17 protein-coding genes are annotated in these 20355 nt (G+C 68.3%); 10 read left to right on the forward strand and 7 right to left on the reverse strand.

Annotated features, from left to right (window positions below; translation table 11 throughout):
• Positions 1-37 precede the first annotated feature (37 nt).
• Entirely contained in the window at positions 38-1009 is a 972-nt protein-coding gene (locus tag A5789_RS06800) for a DoxX family protein (RefSeq protein WP_064907177.1), read from the forward strand.
• Positions 1010-1012: 3 nt separating this feature from the next.
• The gene (locus A5789_RS06805; RefSeq protein WP_082940506.1) at positions 1013-1453 is read left to right on the forward strand and encodes a nuclear transport factor 2 family protein; all 441 of its coding nucleotides are present in this window, start codon (positions 1013-1015) and stop codon (positions 1451-1453) included.
• 287 nt (positions 1454-1740) lie between these two features.
• Here the strand turns inward: A5789_RS06805 and ilvD are convergent, their stop codons facing one another.
• The gene (gene ilvD / locus A5789_RS06810; protein WP_063015148.1) at positions 1741-3582 is read right to left on the reverse strand and encodes a dihydroxy-acid dehydratase; all 1842 of its coding nucleotides are present in this window, start codon (positions 3580-3582) and stop codon (positions 1741-1743) included.
• A gap of 470 nt (positions 3583-4052) precedes the next feature.
• Positions 4053-4541 (reverse strand): PH domain-containing protein, encoded by a 489-nt coding sequence (locus A5789_RS06815; protein WP_064907178.1) that lies wholly within the window; start codon positions 4539-4541, stop codon positions 4053-4055.
• Between the two features lie 425 nt (positions 4542-4966).
• Here A5789_RS06815 and A5789_RS06820 point away from each other — a divergent pair, with 425 nt between their 5' ends.
• From A5789_RS06820 to ilvC, 3 genes are read left to right on the forward strand one after another with little or no spacing between them, the layout of a single operon-like run.
• Complete coding sequence (locus A5789_RS06820) at positions 4967-6931, forward strand: acetolactate synthase large subunit (RefSeq protein ID WP_063015152.1); 1965 nt, start codon at positions 4967-4969, stop codon at positions 6929-6931.
• A complete protein-coding gene (ilvN, locus tag A5789_RS06825; protein ID WP_040720620.1) occupies positions 6928-7431 on the forward strand; it encodes an acetolactate synthase small subunit in 504 nt (167 codons plus the stop codon). Before A5789_RS06820 ends, ilvN begins: the two co-directional genes overlap by 4 nt.
• Positions 7432-7481: 50 nt before the next feature.
• Complete coding sequence (gene ilvC, locus A5789_RS06830; protein WP_181064025.1) at positions 7482-8483, forward strand: ketol-acid reductoisomerase; 1002 nt, start codon at positions 7482-7484, stop codon at positions 8481-8483.
• Between the two features lie 104 nt (positions 8484-8587).
• Here the strand turns inward: ilvC and A5789_RS06835 are convergent, their stop codons facing one another.
• From A5789_RS06835 to A5789_RS06850, 4 genes are read right to left on the reverse strand one after another with little or no spacing between them, the layout of a single operon-like run.
• Positions 8588-9859: a CHAT domain-containing protein gene (locus A5789_RS06835; RefSeq protein WP_064907180.1), complete on the reverse strand. Its 1272-nt coding sequence runs from the start codon at positions 9857-9859 to the stop codon at positions 8588-8590.
• A complete protein-coding gene (locus tag A5789_RS06840; protein WP_064907181.1) occupies positions 9856-11376 on the reverse strand; it encodes a lipopolysaccharide assembly protein LapB in 1521 nt (506 codons plus the stop codon). The genes A5789_RS06835 and A5789_RS06840 overlap by 4 nt, the downstream gene beginning before the upstream one ends.
• The gene (locus A5789_RS06845; protein ID WP_064907182.1) at positions 11376-12386 is read right to left on the reverse strand and encodes a hypothetical protein; all 1011 of its coding nucleotides are present in this window, start codon (positions 12384-12386) and stop codon (positions 11376-11378) included. The genes A5789_RS06840 and A5789_RS06845 overlap by 1 nt, the downstream gene beginning before the upstream one ends.
• The gene (locus tag A5789_RS06850) at positions 12383-13780 is read right to left on the reverse strand and encodes a hypothetical protein (RefSeq protein WP_064923078.1); all 1398 of its coding nucleotides are present in this window, start codon (positions 13778-13780) and stop codon (positions 12383-12385) included. The genes A5789_RS06845 and A5789_RS06850 overlap by 4 nt, the downstream gene beginning before the upstream one ends.
• Positions 13781-13934: 154 nt before the next feature.
• On the opposite strand from A5789_RS06850, the gene A5789_RS06855 reads away from it, so the two are divergent.
• The 3 genes from A5789_RS06855 to A5789_RS06865 all read left to right on the forward strand — a co-directional run bounded on the left by A5789_RS06855 (position 13935) and on the right by A5789_RS06865 (position 16676).
• Positions 13935-14471, forward strand: a complete 537-nt coding sequence (locus A5789_RS06855; RefSeq protein WP_030512959.1) for a lipoprotein LpqH — start codon at positions 13935-13937, stop codon at positions 14469-14471.
• Between the two features lie 17 nt (positions 14472-14488).
• Positions 14489-15292 carry a hypothetical protein gene (locus A5789_RS06860; RefSeq protein ID WP_064902169.1) on the forward strand — a complete coding sequence of 268 codons (804 nt, stop codon included), beginning with the start codon at positions 14489-14491 and terminating at the stop codon, positions 15290-15292.
• A 127-nt stretch (positions 15293-15419) separates the two neighbouring features.
• Positions 15420-16676 carry a DUF2252 domain-containing protein gene (locus A5789_RS06865; protein WP_082940511.1) on the forward strand — a complete coding sequence of 419 codons (1257 nt, stop codon included), beginning with the start codon at positions 15420-15422 and terminating at the stop codon, positions 16674-16676.
• Here A5789_RS06865 and A5789_RS06870 read toward each other — a convergent pair.
• On the reverse strand, positions 16648-17418 hold the full coding sequence (locus A5789_RS06870) for an SDR family NAD(P)-dependent oxidoreductase (protein WP_064923079.1): 771 nt from the start codon (positions 17416-17418) through the stop codon (positions 16648-16650). The two genes, A5789_RS06865 and A5789_RS06870, sit on opposite strands and share 29 nt — an antisense overlap.
• A 240-nt stretch (positions 17419-17658) precedes the next feature.
• On the opposite strand from A5789_RS06870, the gene A5789_RS06875 reads away from it, so the two are divergent.
• Both A5789_RS06875 and A5789_RS06880 read left to right on the forward strand, forming a co-directional pair.
• Complete coding sequence (locus A5789_RS06875; RefSeq protein WP_082940508.1) at positions 17659-19263, forward strand: tetratricopeptide repeat protein; 1605 nt, start codon at positions 17659-17661, stop codon at positions 19261-19263.
• 106 nt (positions 19264-19369) lie between these two features.
• Complete coding sequence (locus tag A5789_RS06880; protein WP_193615533.1) at positions 19370-20173, forward strand: DUF1460 domain-containing protein; 804 nt, start codon at positions 19370-19372, stop codon at positions 20171-20173.
• Positions 20174-20355: the final 182 nt, after the last annotated feature.

The following is a 20355-nucleotide window of genomic DNA, read 5'->3' on the forward strand; positions in this document are numbered from 1 at the left end:
CCACGCGCCCACGCGTTTGGCGTCATACTCTGTGCCCGTGACGGACAAGCCGAATCAAACACCGGAATCGAATCAGCCGTCGGGGCGGCCGTCGGGCTCCGGACCGACGGCGGGCAGCCCCTACGACAATCCGACCGGCGAATTCCCCTCGGTGAAACCCGCGGTGGGCAAGGATGTTCCGCGGACCGAGGACGATCTCGGCCTGGACCCGGACGTACCGTCCGCGGGTGCCGAGCACACGGGCGCCACGAAGAGGACGCAGCCCACGGGCGCCGCAGCCGCCGGAGCTACCGCCGCGAGCGCAGCGCATCCCGGCACCGAGCACCCCGGTACCGAACATGCCGGCACCGAGCACCCCGGCACTGAGCATCCTGACACCGTGCCGCCTGGCGCCGAGCCGGCCGCCTCGGAAGCGCCCACCTACGCCTTCGCCACCATTCCGCCCGCGCGGGCCAACGGCGAAACGGAGCGGCTGCGTCGCCCGCGCGAATATCGCCGCGGCACACTGGATCTGGGTCTGCTGGGCCTGCGCCTGACCGTCGGCCTCACCTTCCTCTACCACGGCCTGCAGAAGCTGGCGGGCTGGTTCCACGGCCCCGGTCTCGACGGCACCCGGCACATGCTCGAGCAGGGCGGCTGGAAGCACATCGAGCTGTCCACCGCGATGCTCACCGTGTCCGAGGTCGGTGGCGGCGCGCTGATCATCCTCGGTTTGGCCACTCCGCTCGCGGCCGGCGCCGTCCTGGCCTCGATCTCGACCGCGTGGCTGTGGAAGCAGGGCATGGCTCCCGACTTCCAGTACCGCCCGGTCGAATTGGAGTCGATCCTCGCCGGCGCGGCGGCGTCGCTGATCCTCACCGGCCCCGGCCGCCTGTCGTTCGACCGCAACCGCGGCTGGGCCGTCCGCCCGTCGTGGGGTTCGTTCGTCTGCCTGGTCCTGGCGCTCGGCGCAGCGGCCGCTGGGTGGATTTTCCTGCACGGCGGCAACCCGTTCGTGGGAATCTTCTGAACCGTGCCTGATTCCGCAATACCGAGTTACCGAGCGATCGAACGCCTGATCGCCGACTACGCCCTCCTGGTCGACCAGGGCGATTTCGCAGGTGTCGGCGCCCTGTTCGCCACGGGCTCCTTCGGGTCCAGCGCCGGAATGATCGAGGGCAGTGCCGCCGTGGAAAAGATGTTGTCCGGCACCGTGATCCGCTACGACGACGGCACTCCTCGCACGAAACACCTGGTCACCAACCTGGTGATCGAGGTCGACGAGGCCGAGGACACCGCGACCGGCAGGTCCTACTTCACCGTCCTGCAGGCCGCCCCCGACCTACCGCTGCAACCCATCGTCAGCGGCCGCTACGACGACCGCTTCCACCGCCCCGCCGGACAGTGGGCATTCGCGCAACGCGCGGTCACCATGGAACTCATCGGCGACGTGAGCCACCACCTGCGCAGATAACTCCGCGCGCCATTGATGTTCGAACGGAAACGGCCGCTCCGTTGGGGAGCGGCCGTTTCGCGCACTCGACAGCTACCCACACCCCCACATCAGACAGAAAGGCCGCCCCCGCGACAGAGGAGCGGCCTTTCGTATAGGTGTCCTGATCTTTCATCTGAGGCGACAACTGATCTCGTACGCACATGGGTAACTCACCGGGTACGCCCAGAACTCAGCCGGTCACCTGACGTAAGACCGACGCCCAACCCTCCGCGCGCCCAACGGCACGCAGAGGCCCGGAGAGGCGGTCACGGCACGCGGCGGACGGCACCTTTGTCGGCGGAGGTTGCCAATGCGGCGTACGCGCGCAGCGCGGTGGTGATCGGCCGATCACGCTGGACCGGCTGCCACGGCCGCTCCCGCGCCTCCATCTTGGCGCGGCGCTCGGCGAGCACCTCGTCGTCGACCAGCAGCTCGAGCGCGCGGGTGTGCACGTCGATGCGGATGCGGTCGCCGTTCTCGATCAGGCCGATGGCGCCGCCGCTGGCCGCCTCGGGGGAGATGTGCCCGATGGACAGGCCGGAGGTGCCGCCGGAGAAGCGGCCGTCGGTGATCAGCGCGCACACCTTGCCCAGGCCGAGGCCCTTGAGGAACGAGGTGGGATGCAGCATCTCCTGCATACCGGGGCCGCCGGCGGGGCCCTCGTACCGGATCACGACGACGTCGCCGGGGGTGATCTGTTTGCCCAGGATCGCCGAGACCGCGTCTTCCTGGGATTCCAGCACCACGGCCGGTCCTTCGAAGGTGAACAGGTCCTCGTCGATACCGGCGGTTTTCAGAATGGCGCCGTCGAGGGCGATATTGCCCCGCAGCACGCACAGCCCGCCCTCGACGGTGTAGGCGTGCGCGATATCGCGAATGCACCCGCCCTCGGCATCGGTGTCCAGCGAGGACCAGCGGTTCTCGGTGGAGAACGGCACCGTGGTCCGCACTCCGCCGGGCGCGGCGTGGAACAGTTCGATCGCTTCGTCGGAAGCCTTGCCGGAGCGGATGTCCCAGGTGTCGAGCCACTCGTCGAAGGAGGCGGTGTGCACGGTGGTCACATCGGTTTCCAGCAGTCCGCCGCGGCGCAGTTCGCCCAGGATGGCGGGAATGCCGCCGGCGCGGTGCACATCTTCCATGTGGTAGTCGGAGTTGGGGGAGACCTTCGACAGGCAGGGCACCCGGCGCGAGATCTCGTCGATGGTGGCGAGGTCGAAATCGATCTCGCCCTCCTGGGCGGCGGCCAGGGTGTGCAGCACCGTGTTGGTGGAACCGCCCATCGCGACGTCGAGGGCCATCGCGTTGCGGAAGGCCTTGGCATTGGCCACGTTTCGCGGCAGGACGGATTCGTCGTCGTCGCGGTACCAGCGGTTGGCGATCTCGACGACGGTGCGGCCTGCCCGCTCGAACAGCGCGCGCCGCGCCGCGTGGGTGGCGAGGGTGGAGCCGTTGCCGGGCAGTGCCAGGCCCAATGCCTCGGTGAGGCAGTTCATCGAGTTCGCGGTGAACATGCCGGAACAGGAACCGCAGGTCGGGCAGGCGCTGCGCTCGACCTCGCTCAGCCCCTCGTCGCTGACCTCGGTGGAGGCGCTGGCGGCGATCGCGGTGATCAGATCGGTCGGCGCCTGCGCCACGCCGCCGACGACCACGGCCTTGCCTGCCTCCATCGGACCGCCGGAGACGAACACGGTCGGGATGTCGAGCCGCATGGCGGCGTTCAGCATGCCGGGAGTGATCTTGTCGCAGTTGGAGATACACACCAGCGCGTCGGCGGTGTGCGCGTTGACCATGTATTCGACCGAGTCCGCGATGATTTCGCGGCTGGGCAGCGAGTAGAGCATGCCGCCGTGACCCATCGCGATCCCGTCGTCGACAGCGATGGTGTGGAATTCGCGCGGCACACCACCGGCGGCGCGCACCGCGTCGGCGACGATCTCGCCGACATCCTTCAGATGCACGTGGCCGGGCACGAATTGGGTGTAGGAGTTCGCGATCGCGACGATCGGCTTACCGAAATCGGAGTCGGTCAGGCCGGTGGCCCGCCAGAGTGCGCGTGCGCCTGCGGCATTGCGTCCGGCGGTGGTGGTGCGTGAGCGAAGCGGTGGCATGAATTCGGTCCTCGGTGGTCGGCGCGGTGGCCGGAGCGGCTCTACTCGGGCAGGGCTCTGCTCGTCGGTGCTCATCGTCCGGTGGGTCGCCGGGGCCGGGGCCGAGGGCTGGTCGGCCGCCGTGCGGAGCGTCTCTTCGGCGAGTGGTGTCGTCGGCAGAGGTGTCTGTTCGCAAGAGCAGAGTGTCTGTTCGGCGCTTCAACGTTACTCCCGCCACCGGAGCGTGCTCACCGGAGGCGGGTGGTCGTGCGGCCGCGGGGTGGCGCGGCAGCACGACGCACGTCGAGCCGGTCCGAGCGGCCGTCACCGGGTGGGGTCTCGACCACGGACCCGCACCGCGACGCGATGATCGCGGCGACTGCGCCCCGAGTGGGGACGTAGTCAGGGCAGCATCGCGAAAGCGCGAATTTGTTCCCGGAGTTCGAGGTTGGCGGGAGAGTGTGAAACATCCCACTCGAGGGAGAGGCCGCTCAGTCCTCCGTGGAGGTGTCCGGCTTGTCAGCGGCTTCGGTCGACGAGCTGTCCGCGGCACCGGATTCGGTGGCCTCGCCGGTGCTCTGGCCGCTCGTCTCCTCCGTGTCCGCCGCGCTCTTCTCCGGCCGGGCGAACGGATCCGGAATCCGCCCGTCCGATGCCGCGACCAGATCCTTCAGCCGGTCGTAGCTCACCGCCGGCAGGGCCACCTCGGAGTCGTCGCTCAGATGCGCTCGCACCCAGCCGCGCTTGGGGATCCGCAGTCCCTGGATCTGCGACCAGTCGAGGTGCCGGGAGCCGAAGGTCGTGCGCAGGTCGAGTCCGCTCGCCGATACCGTGGTGCGGGACCGCTCCACCCACCACGCGACCGCGGCCGGGATGAGAAACAGGATCCACAGCACCGCGGGCCAGCCGAAGAACGGGAACGCCGCGCAGAACAGCAGAATGAACACCCCGAGATGCGCGAGCCGGGGGATACGGATCACACGCCCCGTATCGGTTCCGCCCTCGGCGGTGTGGGACGATTGAGCTGGTGGCACGGACTGCTGCGGCGATGACACACCCCCATCCTCGCATCATGGTGAAGCGACACTCGAACCGCCCCGTCTCACATAATGAGACACCGCACGTCAAGTAATTTGACTCATCGACTCTCGCGCGCATACCGTCGAGCGCGTGAATCGAAACGAGCTTCTCGTAATCGGCCGGCGCGTCCAGCGCTGAGCCTGACGACTCGAGGTCGACTACGTCAGCTCGCAACTGCGACGCGCCACCCTCGCTCAGCCATCGGCTGACGGGGGCTTTTTTGTGTTCGGACAAGTTGTGTTCATGGCTTCGAAGATCGCTCGAGCGCCGCGCAGGCGCCGCGTGACAGCGAAGCGGTGAACGACAAGCAGTAAGGAAAAAGACGGTGAGCGCACCAACTGCACGGCCCGGGCCCTCGGCCCGCAGGCCAGCGCCTTCGGCCTCCCAGCCGACCCCCGCGGCTGCCGCCGCGATCGGAAACCGCCGCCAGGTCCCGCCCGAGAAGGTGACCGGCGCCCAGTCCGTCGTCCGCTCCCTCGAGGAGCTCGGCGTCGACACGGTATTCGGCATTCCGGGTGGTGCGATTCTCCCCGTCTACGATCCGCTCTTCGACTCCACCCGCGTGCGTCACGTCCTGGTCCGCCACGAGCAGGGCGCCGGTCACGCGGCGACCGGTTATGCCCAGGCCACCGGCAAGGTCGGTGTGTGTATGGCCACATCCGGTCCGGGTGCGACCAACCTGGTCACCCCGATCGCGGACGCGCAGATGGATTCCGTGCCGCTGGTGGCGATCACCGGACAGGTCGGCCGCGGCCTGATCGGTACCGACGCCTTCCAGGAAGCCGACATCTCCGGCATCACCATGGCGTGCACCAAGCACAACTTCCTGGTCAACGACGCCATCGACATCCCGCGCATCATCGCCGAGGCGTTCCACCTGGCCTCGTCGGGCCGTCCGGGCGCGGTGCTGGTCGACATCCCGAAGGATGTCCTGCAGGCGCAGACCACCTTCAGCTGGCCGCCGGAGATGCGGCTGCCCGGCTACCGCCCGGTGACCAAGCCGCACGGCAAGCAGGTGCGTGAGGCCGCGCGGATGATCGCCGAGGCCAAGGCGCCCGTGCTCTACGTCGGCGGCGGCGTGATCAAGGCCGATGCCTCTCCGGAGCTGCTGGAACTGGCCGAGCTCACCGGCATCCCGGTGGTCACCACCCTGATGGCGCGCGGCGCGTTCCCCGACAGCCACACCCTCAACATGGGTATGCCCGGTATGCACGGCACCGTGGGAGCCGTTGCGGCCCTGCAGAAGTCGGACCTGCTGATCACGCTGGGCGCCCGCTTCGACGACCGCGTCACCGGCCAGCTGGACTCCTTCGCCCCGCATGCGAAGGTGATCCACGCCGATATCGACCCCGCCGAGATCGGCAAGAACCGCCACGCGGATGTGCCGATCGTGGGTGACTGCCGCGAGGTCATCACCGAACTGATCGAGACCCTGAAGTCCGATCCGGCCTTCACCAACGCCGAGGCGCCGCTGCTGGACCTGGAGTCCTGGTGGACCTACCTCGACGGTGTGCGCAAGCAGTACCCGCTCGGCTACGGCCCCACCTCCGACGGCTCGCTGTCGCCGGAGTACGTCATCGAGACCCTGGGCCGCCTCGCCGGACCCGATGCCATCTATGTCGCCGGTGTCGGCCAGCACCAGATGTGGGCCGCGCAGTTCGTCAAGTACGAGAAGCCGCGCACCTGGCTGAACTCCGGTGGTCTGGGCACCATGGGCTACGCCGTGCCCGCGGCGATGGGCGCCAAGATGGGCGCGCCGGACAAAGAGGTGTGGGCGGTCGACGGTGACGGCTGCTTCCAGATGACCAACCAGGAACTCGCGACCTGTGCCGTCGAGGGCGTGCCGATCAAGGTCGCGCTGATCAACAACGGCAACCTGGGCATGGTCCGGCAGTGGCAGACCCTGTTCTACGAGAAGCGCTACTCCAACACCGACCTGGGCACCCACACCCTGCGCATCCCCGATTTCGTGAAGCTCGCCGAAGCGCTGGGCTGCCACGGCATCCGGGTGGAGAAGGAAGAGGACGTCGAGGCCGCGATCCGCGAGGCGCAGTCGATCAACGACCGTCCCGTGGTGATCGACTTCATCGTCGGCAAGGACGCGCAGGTGTGGCCGATGGTCGCCGCCGGCACCTCCAACGACGAGATCATGGCAGCGCGCGGCATTCGCCCGCTGTTCGACGAGGACGAGCAGGCCTCCGAGCCGGCCGTCATCCATGAGGCCATGTCCCACGACAAGGCGACCCTGGCGGCGCACGAACGGGCCTCGCAGAAGGAGACCAACCTGTGAGCACGACCCATACCCTCAGCGTGCTGGTGGAGGACAAACCCGGCGTGCTGGCCCGGGTGGCGAGTCTGTTCTCCCGGCGTGGATTCAATATCGAATCCCTGGCCGTGGGTGGCACCGAAGTTCCGGACATCTCGCGGATGACCATCGTCGTCACCGTGGAGGATCTGCCGCTGGAACAGGTGACCAAGCAGCTCAACAAGTTGGTGAACGTCATCAAGATCGTGGAGCAGGACGCCGACGCCTCGGTCGCCCGCGAGCTGATCCTGGTGAAGGTGCGCGCCGATGCCAGCGTGCGCACCCAGGTGATCGAATCGGCCAACCTGTTCCGGGCTAAGGTCATCGACGTGTCGCCCGACGCGCTGACCATCGAGGCGACCGGCACCCGGTCCAAGCTCGAGGCGCTGCTGCGGATGCTGGAACCGTACGGCATCCGTGAGATCGTGCAGTCCGGCGTGGTGGCCGTCGGCCGCGGGCCGAAGTCCATCACCGCGACCCGCTAACACTTATTCAGAAGAATCAACGAAGGGACACAACCACAGTGGCAGTCGAGATGTTCTACGACGACGACGCCGACCTGTCGATCATCCAGGGCCGCAAGGTCGCCGTGATCGGCTACGGCTCCCAGGGCCACGCACACTCGCTGAGCCTGCGTGACTCCGGCGTCGAGGTGCGCATCGGCCTCAAGGAAGGCTCCAAGTCGCGGGCCAAGGCCGAAGAGGCCGGCCTGACCGTCGGCACCCCCGCCGAGGTCTCGGAGTGGGCGGACGTCATCATGCTGCTCGCCCCCGACACGGCGCAGGCCAAGATCTTCACCGAGGACATCGAGCCGAACCTGAAGGACGGCGACGCCCTGTTCTTCGGCCACGGCCTCAACATCCACTTCGGCCTGATCAAGCCTCCGGCCAACGTCACCATCGGCATGGTCGCCCCCAAGGGCCCCGGCCACCTGGTGCGCCGCCAGTTCGTCGACGGCAAGGGCGTTCCGGCCCTGATCGCCATCGACCAGGACCCGAAGGGTGAGGGCCAGGCACTGGCGCTGTCCTACGCCAAGGGCATCGGCGGCACCCGCGCCGGCGTCATCAAGACCACCTTCAAGGAGGAGACCGAGACCGACCTGTTCGGTGAGCAGGCCGTCCTCTGCGGTGGTACCGAAGAGCTGGTCAAGACCGGTTTCGAGGTTATGGTCGAGGCCGGCTACGCGCCGGAGATGGCCTACTTCGAGGTGCTGCACGAGCTGAAGCTGATCGTCGACCTGATGTACGAGGGCGGCATCGCCCGCATGAACTACTCGGTCTCCGACACCGCCGAGTTCGGTGGCTACCTGTCGGGCCCGCGGGTCATCGACGCCGACACCAAGGAGCGCATGAAGGCGATCCTCAAGGACATCCAGGACGGCACCTTCGTCAAGCGCCTGGTCGCCAACGTCGAGGGCGGCAACAAGGAGCTCGAGAGCCTGCGCAAGCAGAACGCCGAGCACCCGATCGAGGTCACCGGCAAGAAGCTGCGCGACCTGATGAGCTGGGTCGACCGGCCGATCACCGAAACCGCGTAAGGTTTCACACCCGAACGACCCGCTGGGCAGTGTGTCCGGCGGGTCGTCGTGTATGCAGGGCCGCTCGCCCGCGCCGGTTCCCGGTGCTGTCTCGGCGGTCGCTGCTAGCGCTCGGCGTCCACGGTGGCCACTGCCGCCCACAACACCGGTGACTCCTCGACGGCGCCGGTCTCGCGCCAGGCGGTGAGCCGCTCCCGCTGCCAATTCGCCAGGGCGGCAACCGGTTCGACCTGTTCGTGCGCCTCGTCGACCGCGCAGATGACATCCTGCAGCGGCGTCGCGGTGGCGCCCGCGAACCGCTGGAACGCCAGGTCGGTGGGCAGCGGCCAGCGGGTGGCGGTGACCAGTTCGGCGCCGCCGTGGATCATCGCGGCGACCAAGCCCAGTGCCTCGGTGAAGCGCAGGTCGCCGCCGCTCTCGCACGCGATCAGCGCGACTCGGCTCGGAATCGGCCAGAGTTGCGGTCCCGCAACGGGTTCGGGCTCGAGCGTATGAGTACCCAGCAGCAGATCCTTGGCCGACAGCGGGCGATGCGTGCGCAGCGGCCGGGCGAAACCGGTGGTGTCGGCGGTGCAGGCGAGGTGCAGTCCGGCGTTCTCGCTCAGACCGGATTCCGGACGTTCGGCGGTGACATGGCCGACGTAGACCAGCCGGGCGGCCCCGTCCCGCAGTAGCGCGCTCAGGCGGGCCCGGTCGAGATCGGTGCGCCGGAAGGCGTGCAGCGGGTCGTCGGTCAGCGGTCGAAATCGCTGTCGCGCAACATATTCGGATACCCGCCCGGTGAGTGGCGAGCTGGAATTCATCCGCCCGAGCACCGAACCGAGCTCGGAATCGGCCCGGAATCCGGGCACGCGCGGATCGAGCACCGCGACCACCGGCATATCGCGGTCGTCGGCCCATCGGCGCGCGGTGCGGCCGGGCGCGTGGACGATGCTCGCCGGTGCGAGCAGGCTGAGATCCGCGATATCGATCAGCCGCAGGGCCGGATCGGGGGCGATGATCTCCCACGGCACCTGCGCGACCCGCGGTGACGGCTGCAGCCGGATATGCGGGCGAATTCCGCGCGCGAGCAGGTCGTGCAGTTGGATCGCGAGCGCCTGTGGAAGCAACGCACGGCTGAGTGCCTGCGCCAGTGCGTATTCCGATTCACGATCAGCGAAAGCGCCAGTGGTGAGGGCTTGTTCGAGTCCGCCGGGACGGGCCGGATCGGGCAGCGCCGCCGCGAGCCGGCGCACCGCGGCGTCGATGTCCGCGCCGGGCAGCATGGCCACACCCGCGCTCGCGGTATCCCCGAGCCAGCGCCAGGACATGTACAGATCGCCCGCATCGGCCATCCGCACGATCACCGTCGGTCGCGCACCGGGTGCCTCGTTCATATCGCCAGGACCCGATCTTCCCGGACAGTCCGGCCGTACCGGTGTTCGGCGGCGGTGAGGTAGGTGTCCAAGGCGATGTGACCATCCGGGGACACCGACAGCCGTGGGGGTGGCGCAACGGGCAACCCGGCCGCGGCGGCAACCTGGGCCAGCGCCGAGCCCAGCTGCAGGGAACCGGCGCCGGGACTGTCGAATTCGTCGCCGGGTGCCGGTATCGGGTCGAACGGAAGCCGCGGCGGTCCGCTGTCGGCGGCGGTATGGCTGTCGAAAGAAGTTCCAGCGCAGACGGTTTCGACCAGATCGGCGATCAGCTCGCCGTTACCGCACAGGTAGGCGAAGCGGAACGCCAGCCGCACGGCGGGCGCGGCCATCTCACGATTCCACCGCTCCCGCTGGGTTCCGTTGGTGAAGCTGTAGCGCACCGCGTCGATGGCGATGGCGGAGGTGACGGCCAGATCCCGAGCGAGGGCGAGTACCTCCGCGGGCGGCGGCGTGACCATGTCGCCGATGAGCGATTCCCACAGCGCGGCATGCCAGTAGTCGACCCGCGCGCACTGCAGGCCGAGCCCGCGCACGGCGTAGATCTCGTACGCGGCCGCGAGCTGTGCTTGTCCCTCATCGACTCGGCCGTACGCGAAATCCAATGTCGCCAAACGGATTCGAACGCCGGCGGTTTCGAGCGCGGCCCCGGATCGCTCGAACGATGTCAGCGCCCGGCGATACAGCTGTTCGACGTGATCGAGGTCGCCGTGCCGTTCGGCGAGATAGCCCATCAGCTGCAGCCCCAGTCCGGCGCGGTAGCCGAGGCCGGCCCGTTCGACATACTGCTGGGCGGCACGAAGATGTGGCTCGGCGTCGTCGGGGCGGCCCAGCCGGGCGTACATCATCGCGAGCGTCTGCCGGGATTCGGCCGCCGCGTTCCCGTCGCCGGCCGCCTCGAATGCGGCGAGGGCCTGGTGGGCGAAGTCGAGCCCGAGCTCGCCGCGACCGGATTCGAAGTGGGCGGCCGCGAGATTGCCGAGCGGGTAGCCGCGCAGCTGCGGCGCGGAGCGCGTCGCGAACTCGAGTGATTCGGTGGCCAGCTCGATCGCCCGCGCCCATTGACTGCGATGCATCGCGACGGCGGTGAGCGAGACCATGCACGAGACCTGCAACGTCGACAGTTCGCTATGGCCGGTGAGGAGGTCGCGCGCCTGTTCCAACGCCGTGTGCGCGGCGTCGAGATCACCCACGTGCTGCAGTGCCTGCGAATAGTTGACGAGTGTGGATGCGCGCTTTTCCGTCGCGTCGCCGGGGATTTCGGTGAGCGCGGCGCGGAATCCGGTGATGGCGCCGGCGTGGTCGCCGAGTTCGTCGCGCATACTCGCCGCATTGACCAGAGCGCTGACCCGGACGCCGCCGGTGGTGGTGTGTGCGGCGTGCTCGAATATCCGCAGGGCCTCGGTGACCTCGCCGCGGGCGTAGACCGCGGCGCCCTCGTGGAGCAGTTCGAGGCCGGGCGGGGGAGTGTCGGCCATCAGAAGTCCGTATCCGATGCCGCGGCCACGCGCTCGGCCTCGAGCAGCAGCTCGGACCGATCGGGCGAGCGCAATCGCGCCACGACGAATTCCCTGATCCGCTGCCGCTGTGCCGGGCCGTACCCACTGTCCGTCGCGCCGATGGCAGGCCCGACGCCGGGCACGTAGATATCCACGCGCACAACATTGTCCGCGTCGATGGACGCCCCACCGATCCAGGTATCACCGTTCGGCTGCAGCCCGAAATCTGTCGGCGCGGCGGTGGTCACCACGCGAGCCCGGGGCCACAGATGCCCGGGCAGAGCGGCATCGAGGTCCGGCGCCGCCGCCGCGCGCACCTCGACCGACGTACTGCCGGACTCTCTGGTCAGACGCCACGAGACGGCGAATTCCGAGGCATCCAGCACGCCCGGGGGACACCGGCGCCAATCCCAGCCCGAGGTGCCGGTCGCCAGCACCAATCCGGTGCGCCCGGGACCGGCGGGACCGGCCGCCAAGGCATAGTCCTGCCGGCGCGCCGTAGCCGCATCGAACGAGGGAGCCACCGGCGACGGTTGTGCATCGGCCCCGTCGACGATCGATTCGCAGACTTCGGTGAGAGACGCGAGGTCCCCGCCGAGCACCTCGGAATCGAGCGCGGGAATGCCGTCGATGGTGGAGGCGGGCCACCAGTGCGCGGCCCAATGCGCATAGCCGAGTTGCCTTGCGGCCTCCGCCAATTCGGGACGGGCGGGCGTCGCGAGCAGCTCTCCCGACCGGCCGTCGGCGACAGCGAGCGCCACCGGTTCGCCGTACACGGCCCACAGCCACTCCTGTGCGGCATCCGGATCGTGCAGCACCGCCGCCGGAACTGTCTGCTCGGACAGCAAAACCCACGACAGATGACCGCCGATCACCTCGAGCACCAGCGTATCGAGTCCGGGCATCGCGTCGTGGACAGTGGGAGCACCGGCCGGTGAGATGACGACGACCTCGTCGTCACTGTGCAGGAATACGGTCTCGGGCATCATCCGGCCCTCGATTCCAGCGAATCATCCATGCCTGCAAAGGAATTGGCGGTCAGTGCCTTCCGTACCCGGGCACGGTGATCGAGGATGACCGAGCGTGCGACCCCGTCGAGCAGATCCCACAGCTCGGCTGTCTCCGGCGCGGTCGGTGAGACGGATGCGCCGCGAACATCGCGCCCGTGCAGGCGAACCCACAGCCGCCGCAGATACGAACGCCAGGGACGGCGAAGCTCGGCCGCGATCACGGCGAGCGGATCGGACGGCTCCCCGGTGTCGTGCACGGCGAGGCGGCGTGCCTGCAGTACATACGCCTCGCGGCGCCACCTCCCGTTGATCGCCCGATGCGCGGCGGTGCTGCCGTGCAGAACAGAAACACCTTGCCGTGCAGAATTTTTCGACTCCATGTCGCCGCCGCTCGAGGCCACCGGCTCGCTCTCGGGCGACCCACGGGTTCCGGTGACAGGTGCCAGGCCCCGTGCCAGTGCCACTCCCGCTGCCGCTGTCACCCGAAGTGATTCGTCGAGCAACGCCCACGGCGCGCAACTCCGGGCGATCTCCTCGGTCACCAGTTCCGGGATCGTGGGCAGGTCCGAGCGCTCGGTGGAGGCTTGTAACACCGTGAAGACACGTTCGTAGATGGTGCGGTCGAACGGCAGCGCCAGTGTCGCGGTCGATGCCCCGGTGCCGAGCGCGGGGGCGACCGGCAGACGGTGCGCGGTCAGGCCCAGTTCCTGCGCCGAGTCTTCAGAGGTGTTGTGCCACAGTGCAATTCCTGTGTGCGTCCCTGCTCGCTCCGTGATCAGGGTGCGCAGTTGCCGGGCGGCATCTCCGGCTCGGGCGGTGGCGCACGAATCGAGTAGTGCGGCGAGGGCGGTGGTGTGGTCGGCGATCGCGGGCGCGGAATGCGGTCGCCGGCGCCACGCGGTATCGATCAGCGCCGCGAGTTCGCCGGCCGTGGACCGATCGGTGAGATGGTCCTTCAACGCCTGCGTGGTGCGCCCGGCCGTGAGGTGATGGATGTCGTGCAATGTGGCTGTGGCGGTGGGCCGATCGCGTACCGGATCCGGTGCCCCGGACACCGTCGCCAGTTCGAAACAGCGCTGGAAGTACAGGTCCTGCGGATTGCCGTCGGTGATGCGCAATGCCCGTCGGACCTGCTTGAGGAGGGTGAACCAGGCCGCGGTCGCGAGCAGGACATCGGCGGCGGCATGGACGCGGGCCGCGAGCAGCGTGGCGCCGTCCGCGGTGAGTATCGGCCCGGCGCAGGCGGGGTGCTGGACAGGCCGGATCACCAGCGGGTCGAGGATCAGTTTCACGGTGCGGCGCAACGGTCCACCCTGGGCGCCGCTGAGCGCCTCGACGCCCTCGATACCGCGCCACACCTCGTCGAGCACCATGGCGCGCGGTCGTCGCATTCGGTCAGATTAACCGACCGTCGCTGCCGCTGCCCGGGCCCGAAACCTGGGATCGGTAGGCGGCGAACCGTTCCTACTTTGTGAACAACGGCCCGGTCACAGGGCCGGACTCACCGAGAACGAAGGAACGAACACCATGCGTACCAAGCAGATCCGGATCGCCGCCGCCACCCTCGCCGCCGCCGGTCTCACTCTGGCCCTCGGCGCCTGCGGCGACGACTCCGGCACCGCCGCCCCGGCATCGACCACCGCGGCGCCCGCGACCCAGGCCCCCTCGGGCGGTAAGTCGGCGGCCCTCGTCGACGGCAAGGCGCTGAGCGCGAACTTCGACACCACCTGCGCCCAGCACGCCGGAACCCTCGCACTGGCACTGAACGATGCCGCCAACTCCACCTACGGCCGGCTGACCGTCAGCGCCACCCTGACCGCGGGCGGCGACACCGTGCAGGCCGTCGCCATCGGCGGTAGCAAGGGCGGCGCCTCCGGTATGCCGTATGCCGTGGGCTTCGGCAACGGCCAGCCTGGCGGCTCGGCCACCGTCAGCAAGGACGGCAAGACCTACAAGATCACCGGTGAGGGCGTCGCCGCCCCGGATATGACCAACCCGATGGCCGGCCCCGCCACCGCGAAGTTCGAGCTCACCTTCGCCTGCCCCACCATCGTCAACGGCTGAGCAGGGGAGGAATCGTCATGCGCACCACAGCACGAGCCGGGGCCGTCGCATTCGAGGTCTTCGCGGTCGGCGTCTACCTCTGGCACGGGTTCACCTATCGAGCCGGCAGTCCGTGGGAACCGGGTTTCGCCGCTTGGCTCAACGGTTTTCTGGCACTGCCGATCATCGCGTTCACCACGGTGGTGATGGTCTTCGTGTTCACCGGCGAGGGCGTGCTGTCGGCGCTCACCGGCCGCAACAGCGCGGAGTTCCGCGATGGCCTGCTCGGCCTGGGAACCGTCAAGTCGGTTCGCGAGACGGGGGTCAGCGTGAACGATCAGCCGCAGCTGCGCATCGAGTTCAGCGTCGAGGGCGCCCGGGGGGAGATCTTCGACTCGGCCGCCAAGATGATCGTGCCCCTCGCCGAACTGGCGCTGCTGCGCCCCGGCGTCGTGCTTCCGGTGCGCTATCTGCCCGGACGGACCGACAAGGTGGAAGTCGACCGATCCGGCGACAGCGCCTCGGCGCAGCAGGCGATGAACGAATCGATGATCCGCAAGGGAGTGACCACGCGGGCCAAGCTCGATATCGCCGGCCGCGGCGTCGCCGCGCAGGCGGTCGTGCAGTCGCTGTCGGTGCCCGGCGAAATCCGCAACGGCTACGCGAAAATCGACCTCGGTCTCGCGGTCACCCGGCCCGACGGCAGCACCTTCAGCACCCACGCGGAGAAGTTCCTCCCGCCGACGAGCGTCTCGAATGTGCAGGTAGGGCGGATCGTGCAGGTGCACTACCTGCCGGAGAACGAGCAGGAGGTCGTCATCGCGATTCCGCTCAACGCATGAGCCGCGGGGTGTGCCGCCCTTCGCAGAACCAGTGCTGCGGAGGGCGGCACGGTCGTGTCGGCGGCAAGCGGATCACGGTGGTCGCCGAATGGTTGCCGCGAACGCGTTCCGGGGCAAAACTTGGTGGATGACGAATACCGTGGCCGAACCCGTTTCCGGCGAACCCCGCTCCACGGGACGTGCGGTGCGCGCCACCGTCCCCCGCTCGTCGCTCGGCGAATTCCGTCCCGCCCCCGATCGCGATCCGATCGCGATCCTGGAGCGGCAGGCGACGACCCGGCTGCCCGAGCTGGTACCGATTCGCTACGCCCGGATGGCGGCCGGGCAGTTCTCGTTCTTGCGCGGCGCCCCCGCGATCATGGCCGCCGACCTCGCCACGATCCCGCACACCGGGTTGACCGTCCAGCTGTGCGGGGACGCGCATCTGTCGAATTTCGGCATCTTCGCCTCCCCGGAACGGTCACTGGTGTTCGACCTCAACGATTTCGACGAAACCCTGTCCGGCCCGTTCGAATGGGATGTCAAGCGGCTGGTGGCGAGTGTGGCCGTGGCGGCGAGGGAGAAGGGCTTCACCGACGAGGAAGCCACCGCGGCCGCCCGGACCGCCGCCACGGCCTACCGGGAATGTATGCGGCGTCTGGCCGGCATGGACTCCCTCGACGTCTGGTACGAGCAGGTGGACGAGGAGACGGTGGCGAATATGGTGAGCCGCCCCAAGTTCCGCGAGGGCGTGGACCGCACCTTCGAGGCGGCCCGCAAGCGCACCAACCTCGGCGCGCTGCGCAAACTCACCTACATCGACGCCGATGGCGCGCTGCGCATCCAGCATCGGCCGCCGCTGCTGACACCGGTCGATTACGTCGACGCGCAGACCGTCGAAGAGGTGTTCATCGCCTACCGGCGGTCGCTGCCCGAGGAACGGCGGGTGTTGGCCGATCGCTACCGCATCGTCGACTACGCGCACAAGGTGGTCGGCGTGGGCAGCGTCGGCACCCGCTGCTACGTGATCCTGACCGTCGACAGCGACACCGGCGGCCCGCTGTTCCTGCAGATGAAGGAAGCCGAAAAGTCGGTGCTCGAGCCCTATCTCGCGCCGAGCCGCTTCCAGCACCAGGGCCACCGCGTCGTCCACGGCCAGCGTCTGCTGCAGACCTCCAGCGACATCTTCCTCGGCTGGGTCTCCGGCCCCTACGACCGGAACTACTACTTCCGGCAGCTGCGCGATATGAAGGGCGGCGCCGACATCACACAGCTGTCGAAGGCCGCCCTGCGCGACTACGCCGGAATCTGCAACACCACGACACCCGAGGACCGATATTCGATATTCAGCGCGGACATGCCTGCCTCCTTCGCGTTCAGCGCGGAACGGTGCCACCGTCGATGACGAACGTCTGTCCCGTAATGAAACTGCCTGCGTCCGAACACAACAGCAGCGCGGGCCCGACCAGCTCGTCCGGCTCACCGAGCCGCCGCAGCAACGGTGCCGCGGCCATCGCGTCCACCACTTCCTGCGGATTGTTGCGGACCATATCGGTATCCACCGCACCCGGCGCTATCGCGTTCACCCGAATCCCGTCGGCGGCGAATTCGGCGGCCATCGAGCGAGTGAACGACAGCAACGCCGCCTTCCCTGCCGAGTACATCGCCAGCCCCCCGGAGAACCCGAACGCCCCGATCGACGCGAAGTTCAACACCGCCGCATGCTCGCTCTCCCGCAGATACGGCAGCGCGGCCTGCACCAGGAACAACGGCCCCTGCACATTCACCGCGAACGACTTGTCCACCGCCGCCTTCTGCATCACCGCCAAGGGCTGAGCCAGCGCATTCGCGGCATTGTTGATCACGATGTCGACCCCGCCGAACCTTTCCACCGTCTGCGCGACCAACGCCTGCACCCCCTCGACCTCTCCCAGATGAGTCGGCACCCCGAGAGCCTCGGCCCCCAACTCCCGCAGCCGCTCCACGGCCTTCTCACAAGCCTCCGGCTTCCGACTGGCGACAACGACATTCGCCCCCGCACAAGCCAACCCCTCGGCCAGCGCGAGCCCGATACCCCGAGTACCGCCGGTGACGATCGCGGTCCGCCCGCTGAGGTCGAAAAGTTTCTGGAATGAGCTGCGGTCCACGGGATGAGCCTCTCTGCTGGTGTCGCTCTGCCGAGCAGAACTGACGACGGTCGCAGTCAGTTCTATCAGGCGAGTCGCGCGGCGTGTTCCGAACGGCGGGGCTCGCCGCGCGGGTCCTCGCCCTGTCGCCCGTCCGAGGTTCGGTGCACCGTCGGCAAACCGACGTCGGGCGACTCGCTCCCGCGGAGTTGTCGGTGGGCTCCGCAATACTGATCGTGGGGAGAGGCGGGAGGACTCGACATGAACTTCGTGATTACGCTCGTGGCCTCGGCGATAGCGTCGAGAAGCTCCGAAGATGGTGTGGCACAACAGGTCACGGAAGCTTACGGCGATTTGAAGCGGCTGATCATCGATAGATATCCGGACGTCGACGTTTCGGCGCTGGAGCGGAAGCCGCATTCCGACGCCAAGAAGGCGTCGCTGGCCGAGGATCTCGACGACGCCGGTGCGGCGGATGACCGTGCCTTGGAAGCAGCGGCCTTGCGCGTGCTGCGCGCGGTGCACGGGTCGGACACGGCGCCCCTGGAACTTCCGGGCACAGAGCTTGCCGGAGCAGAGGAGTCGACAGGATCCGATGCCGCCGCCCTGTTCGACGGGGCCGTCGCGGCTGAAGACGCGGGGCGTTTACCGGAGGCCGAAGCTCTGTACCGCCGCGCCGCCGACGCCGGGCACACCGGCGCGATGAACAACCTCGGGCTGCTTCTGGAAGATACGGGTCGGTCGCCCGAAGCCGAGGGGTGGTTTCGCCAGGCCGCCGACCTCGGGAACGTGACGGCGATGAACAACCTTGCCGTACTCCTCGGGGCAGAACGTCCGGAATGTGCCTACGAGTGGTTCCGCAAGGCAGCCGACGCCGGGCACACCGGCGCGATGACCACGCTGGGCGTTCTGCTGGAGAAGCAGGGACAGGTCGAGGAAGGCGAGGCCTGGTACCGCCGAGCCGCCGACACCGGCGAGCCCAACGCGATGTTCAACCTGGGGTTGCTTCTGGAGGACGCCGGCAAGGCCGAGCCGGCCGAGCTGTGGATCCGCCGCGCTGCCGACGCCGGCCATGCCACTGCCATGTTCAACCTGGGCGTGGTCGCGTACGACTCGGGCCGGACGCAGGAGGCAGAAGCCTGGTGGTGCAAGGCCGCTGACGCCGGGCACCCCAAGGCGATGTTCAACCTGGCGATCAGGTTGGAGGAGGCGGGCAGGTCGGAGGACGCCGAAACCTGGTATCGGCGGGCCGGCGAAGCTGGGCATCCGGCCTCGATGCTCAACCTGGCCTGCACATTGCGGCAGGCCGGTAAGCAACGGGAGGCCGAGACCTGGTACCGAAAGGCCGCCGATGCCGGGAACGTGGCCGCGATGTTCAACCTGGGCTTGTTACTCGAAGCCATCGGCGAAGTGGGGGAGGCCGAGTCGTGGTACCGCAAAGCCGCCGAGACGGGCGAAGCCGTTGCGATGACCAACCTGGGCGCACTGCTGATGGAATCGGGCCGGTCCGAGGAGGGCGAGTGGTGGTGCCGTAAAGCCGCCGAGGCAGGACGTCCCGTCGCCATGTGCGACTTGGCGGTAGCGATGGAGAGGACCGGCCGTATGACGGAAGCCGAAACGTGGTACCGCCGCGCCGCCGAGTCCGGTCATCCCAGAGCGATGTTTCTCCTCGGCGGCATCCTCGAACAGCGAGGACGAACCGACGAGGCCGAAACATGGTGGCGCAGAGCCGCCGACGCCGGCCACCCCGGCGCGATGTCCGGCCTGGCCTACCTACTCGCGATGGCAGGCCGTGTCGACGCCGCCGAAACCTGGAGGCGCAGAGCCGCCGCCGCGGGCGAGCCCGGCGCTACCCCCATGCGGTGACGAGTCCCGTTCCGCTCGGCATCCCTGATCCGAACTGCAGTCCGGAGCGGCCGCCGCCTGGTCTACGGTGGATACCGGCCATTCCACTCGTCACCCGGGAGGTGTCTTGCGCTCCACCCGCATACTGCCGGTCCTGCTCGTCCTGGTAGCCGCGGCACTCCTGCTGCCCACGCGCGCAAGCGCCGACGCCGCCATCGACGACACCACCTCCCACCGCATCGACGAACTCGTCGCACTGCGCGCCGGCGCGACCGGAGCGAGCAAAGGCGAACTCCTCGACCTGCTGTCCCGACAATTCCTGGGCACCCCCTACGCCGCGAACACCCTCATCGGCTCCGCAACCCAGCCCGAACAACTCGTAGCCGACTTCCGCCAGGTGGACTGCTTCACCTTCCTCGACTACATAGAAGCCCTGAGCCGAACCACCGACCGAAACCGCTTCGAAGCCAACCTGATCGACACCCGCTACGCCGCCGCCCAAGTCGACTACCCCCACCGCAAACACTTCTTCACCGACTGGGCGCAAGTCGCCGACGTCGCCGCCACCGACATCACCGGGAATCTGTCACCCGCCGCAATCAAGGTCCCCAAACACCTCAACGCAAAGGGCGACGGAGCTGTCTACCTGCCAGGCATCCCAGTAGTCGACCGCGCCATCACCTACATCCCCAGCGCAGCGGTCGACGAGGGCGTCGTCAGCGGCCTCCGAACCGGCGACTACATCGGCGCCTACGCCGACCAGCCCGGCCTCGACGTCACCCACGTCGGAATCCTCATCAACACACCGACCGGCCCGGTCTTCCGAAACGCGTCGTCACTTGCGGTAAACAACAAGGTTGTGGACACCCCGCTGGGCGAGTATTTGCAGACCGTTCCCGGGATAGTGGTGTTGCGCCCACGACCGGCGTAGACCGGCAACGGATGGTTTTGGCGCAATCAGTCCCACCAGTTGAAGATGGCTTGCCCGAGGGTATGCGGGTTCCAATACCGGACTTGGTCGAGTTCGGCTGGTCCCGGGAGTGTCGGATTACCGGTGGATCTGACCCCGGTAGGGGTTAGTTTCCGGTCGGGTTGATCCGGCCTTCGAATGCG

The organism is Nocardia sp. 852002-51101_SCH5132738 (assembly GCF_001665695.1).
Lineage (GTDB): Bacteria > Actinomycetota > Actinomycetes > Mycobacteriales > Mycobacteriaceae > Nocardia > Nocardia nova.

Coding starts and splice junctions, on each gene's coding strand:
- ilvC (WP_181064025.1), top strand. CDS start 7,482: ATGTTCTACGACGACGACGCCGACCTGTCGATCATCCAGGGCCGCAAG.
- A5789_RS06845 (WP_064907182.1), bottom strand. CDS start 12,386: ATGATGCCCGAGACCGTATTCCTGCACAGTGACGACGAGGTCGTCGTC.
- A5789_RS06860 (WP_064902169.1), top strand. CDS start 14,489: ATGCGCACCACAGCACGAGCCGGGGCCGTCGCATTCGAGGTCTTCGCG.
- A5789_RS06855 (WP_030512959.1), top strand. CDS start 13,935: ATGCGTACCAAGCAGATCCGGATCGCCGCCGCCACCCTCGCCGCCGCC.
- ilvD (WP_063015148.1), bottom strand. CDS start 3,582: ATGCCACCGCTTCGCTCACGCACCACCACCGCCGGACGCAATGCCGCA.
- A5789_RS06875 (WP_082940508.1), top strand. CDS start 17,659: ATGAACTTCGTGATTACGCTCGTGGCCTCGGCGATAGCGTCGAGAAGC.
- A5789_RS06840 (WP_064907181.1), bottom strand. CDS start 11,376: ATGGCCGACACTCCCCCGCCCGGCCTCGAACTGCTCCACGAGGGCGCC.
- A5789_RS06865 (WP_082940511.1), top strand. CDS start 15,420: ATGACGAATACCGTGGCCGAACCCGTTTCCGGCGAACCCCGCTCCACG.
- A5789_RS06835 (WP_064907180.1), bottom strand. CDS start 9,859: ATGAACGAGGCACCCGGTGCGCGACCGACGGTGATCGTGCGGATGGCC.
- A5789_RS06850 (WP_064923078.1), bottom strand. CDS start 13,780: ATGGTGCTCGACGAGGTGTGGCGCGGTATCGAGGGCGTCGAGGCGCTC.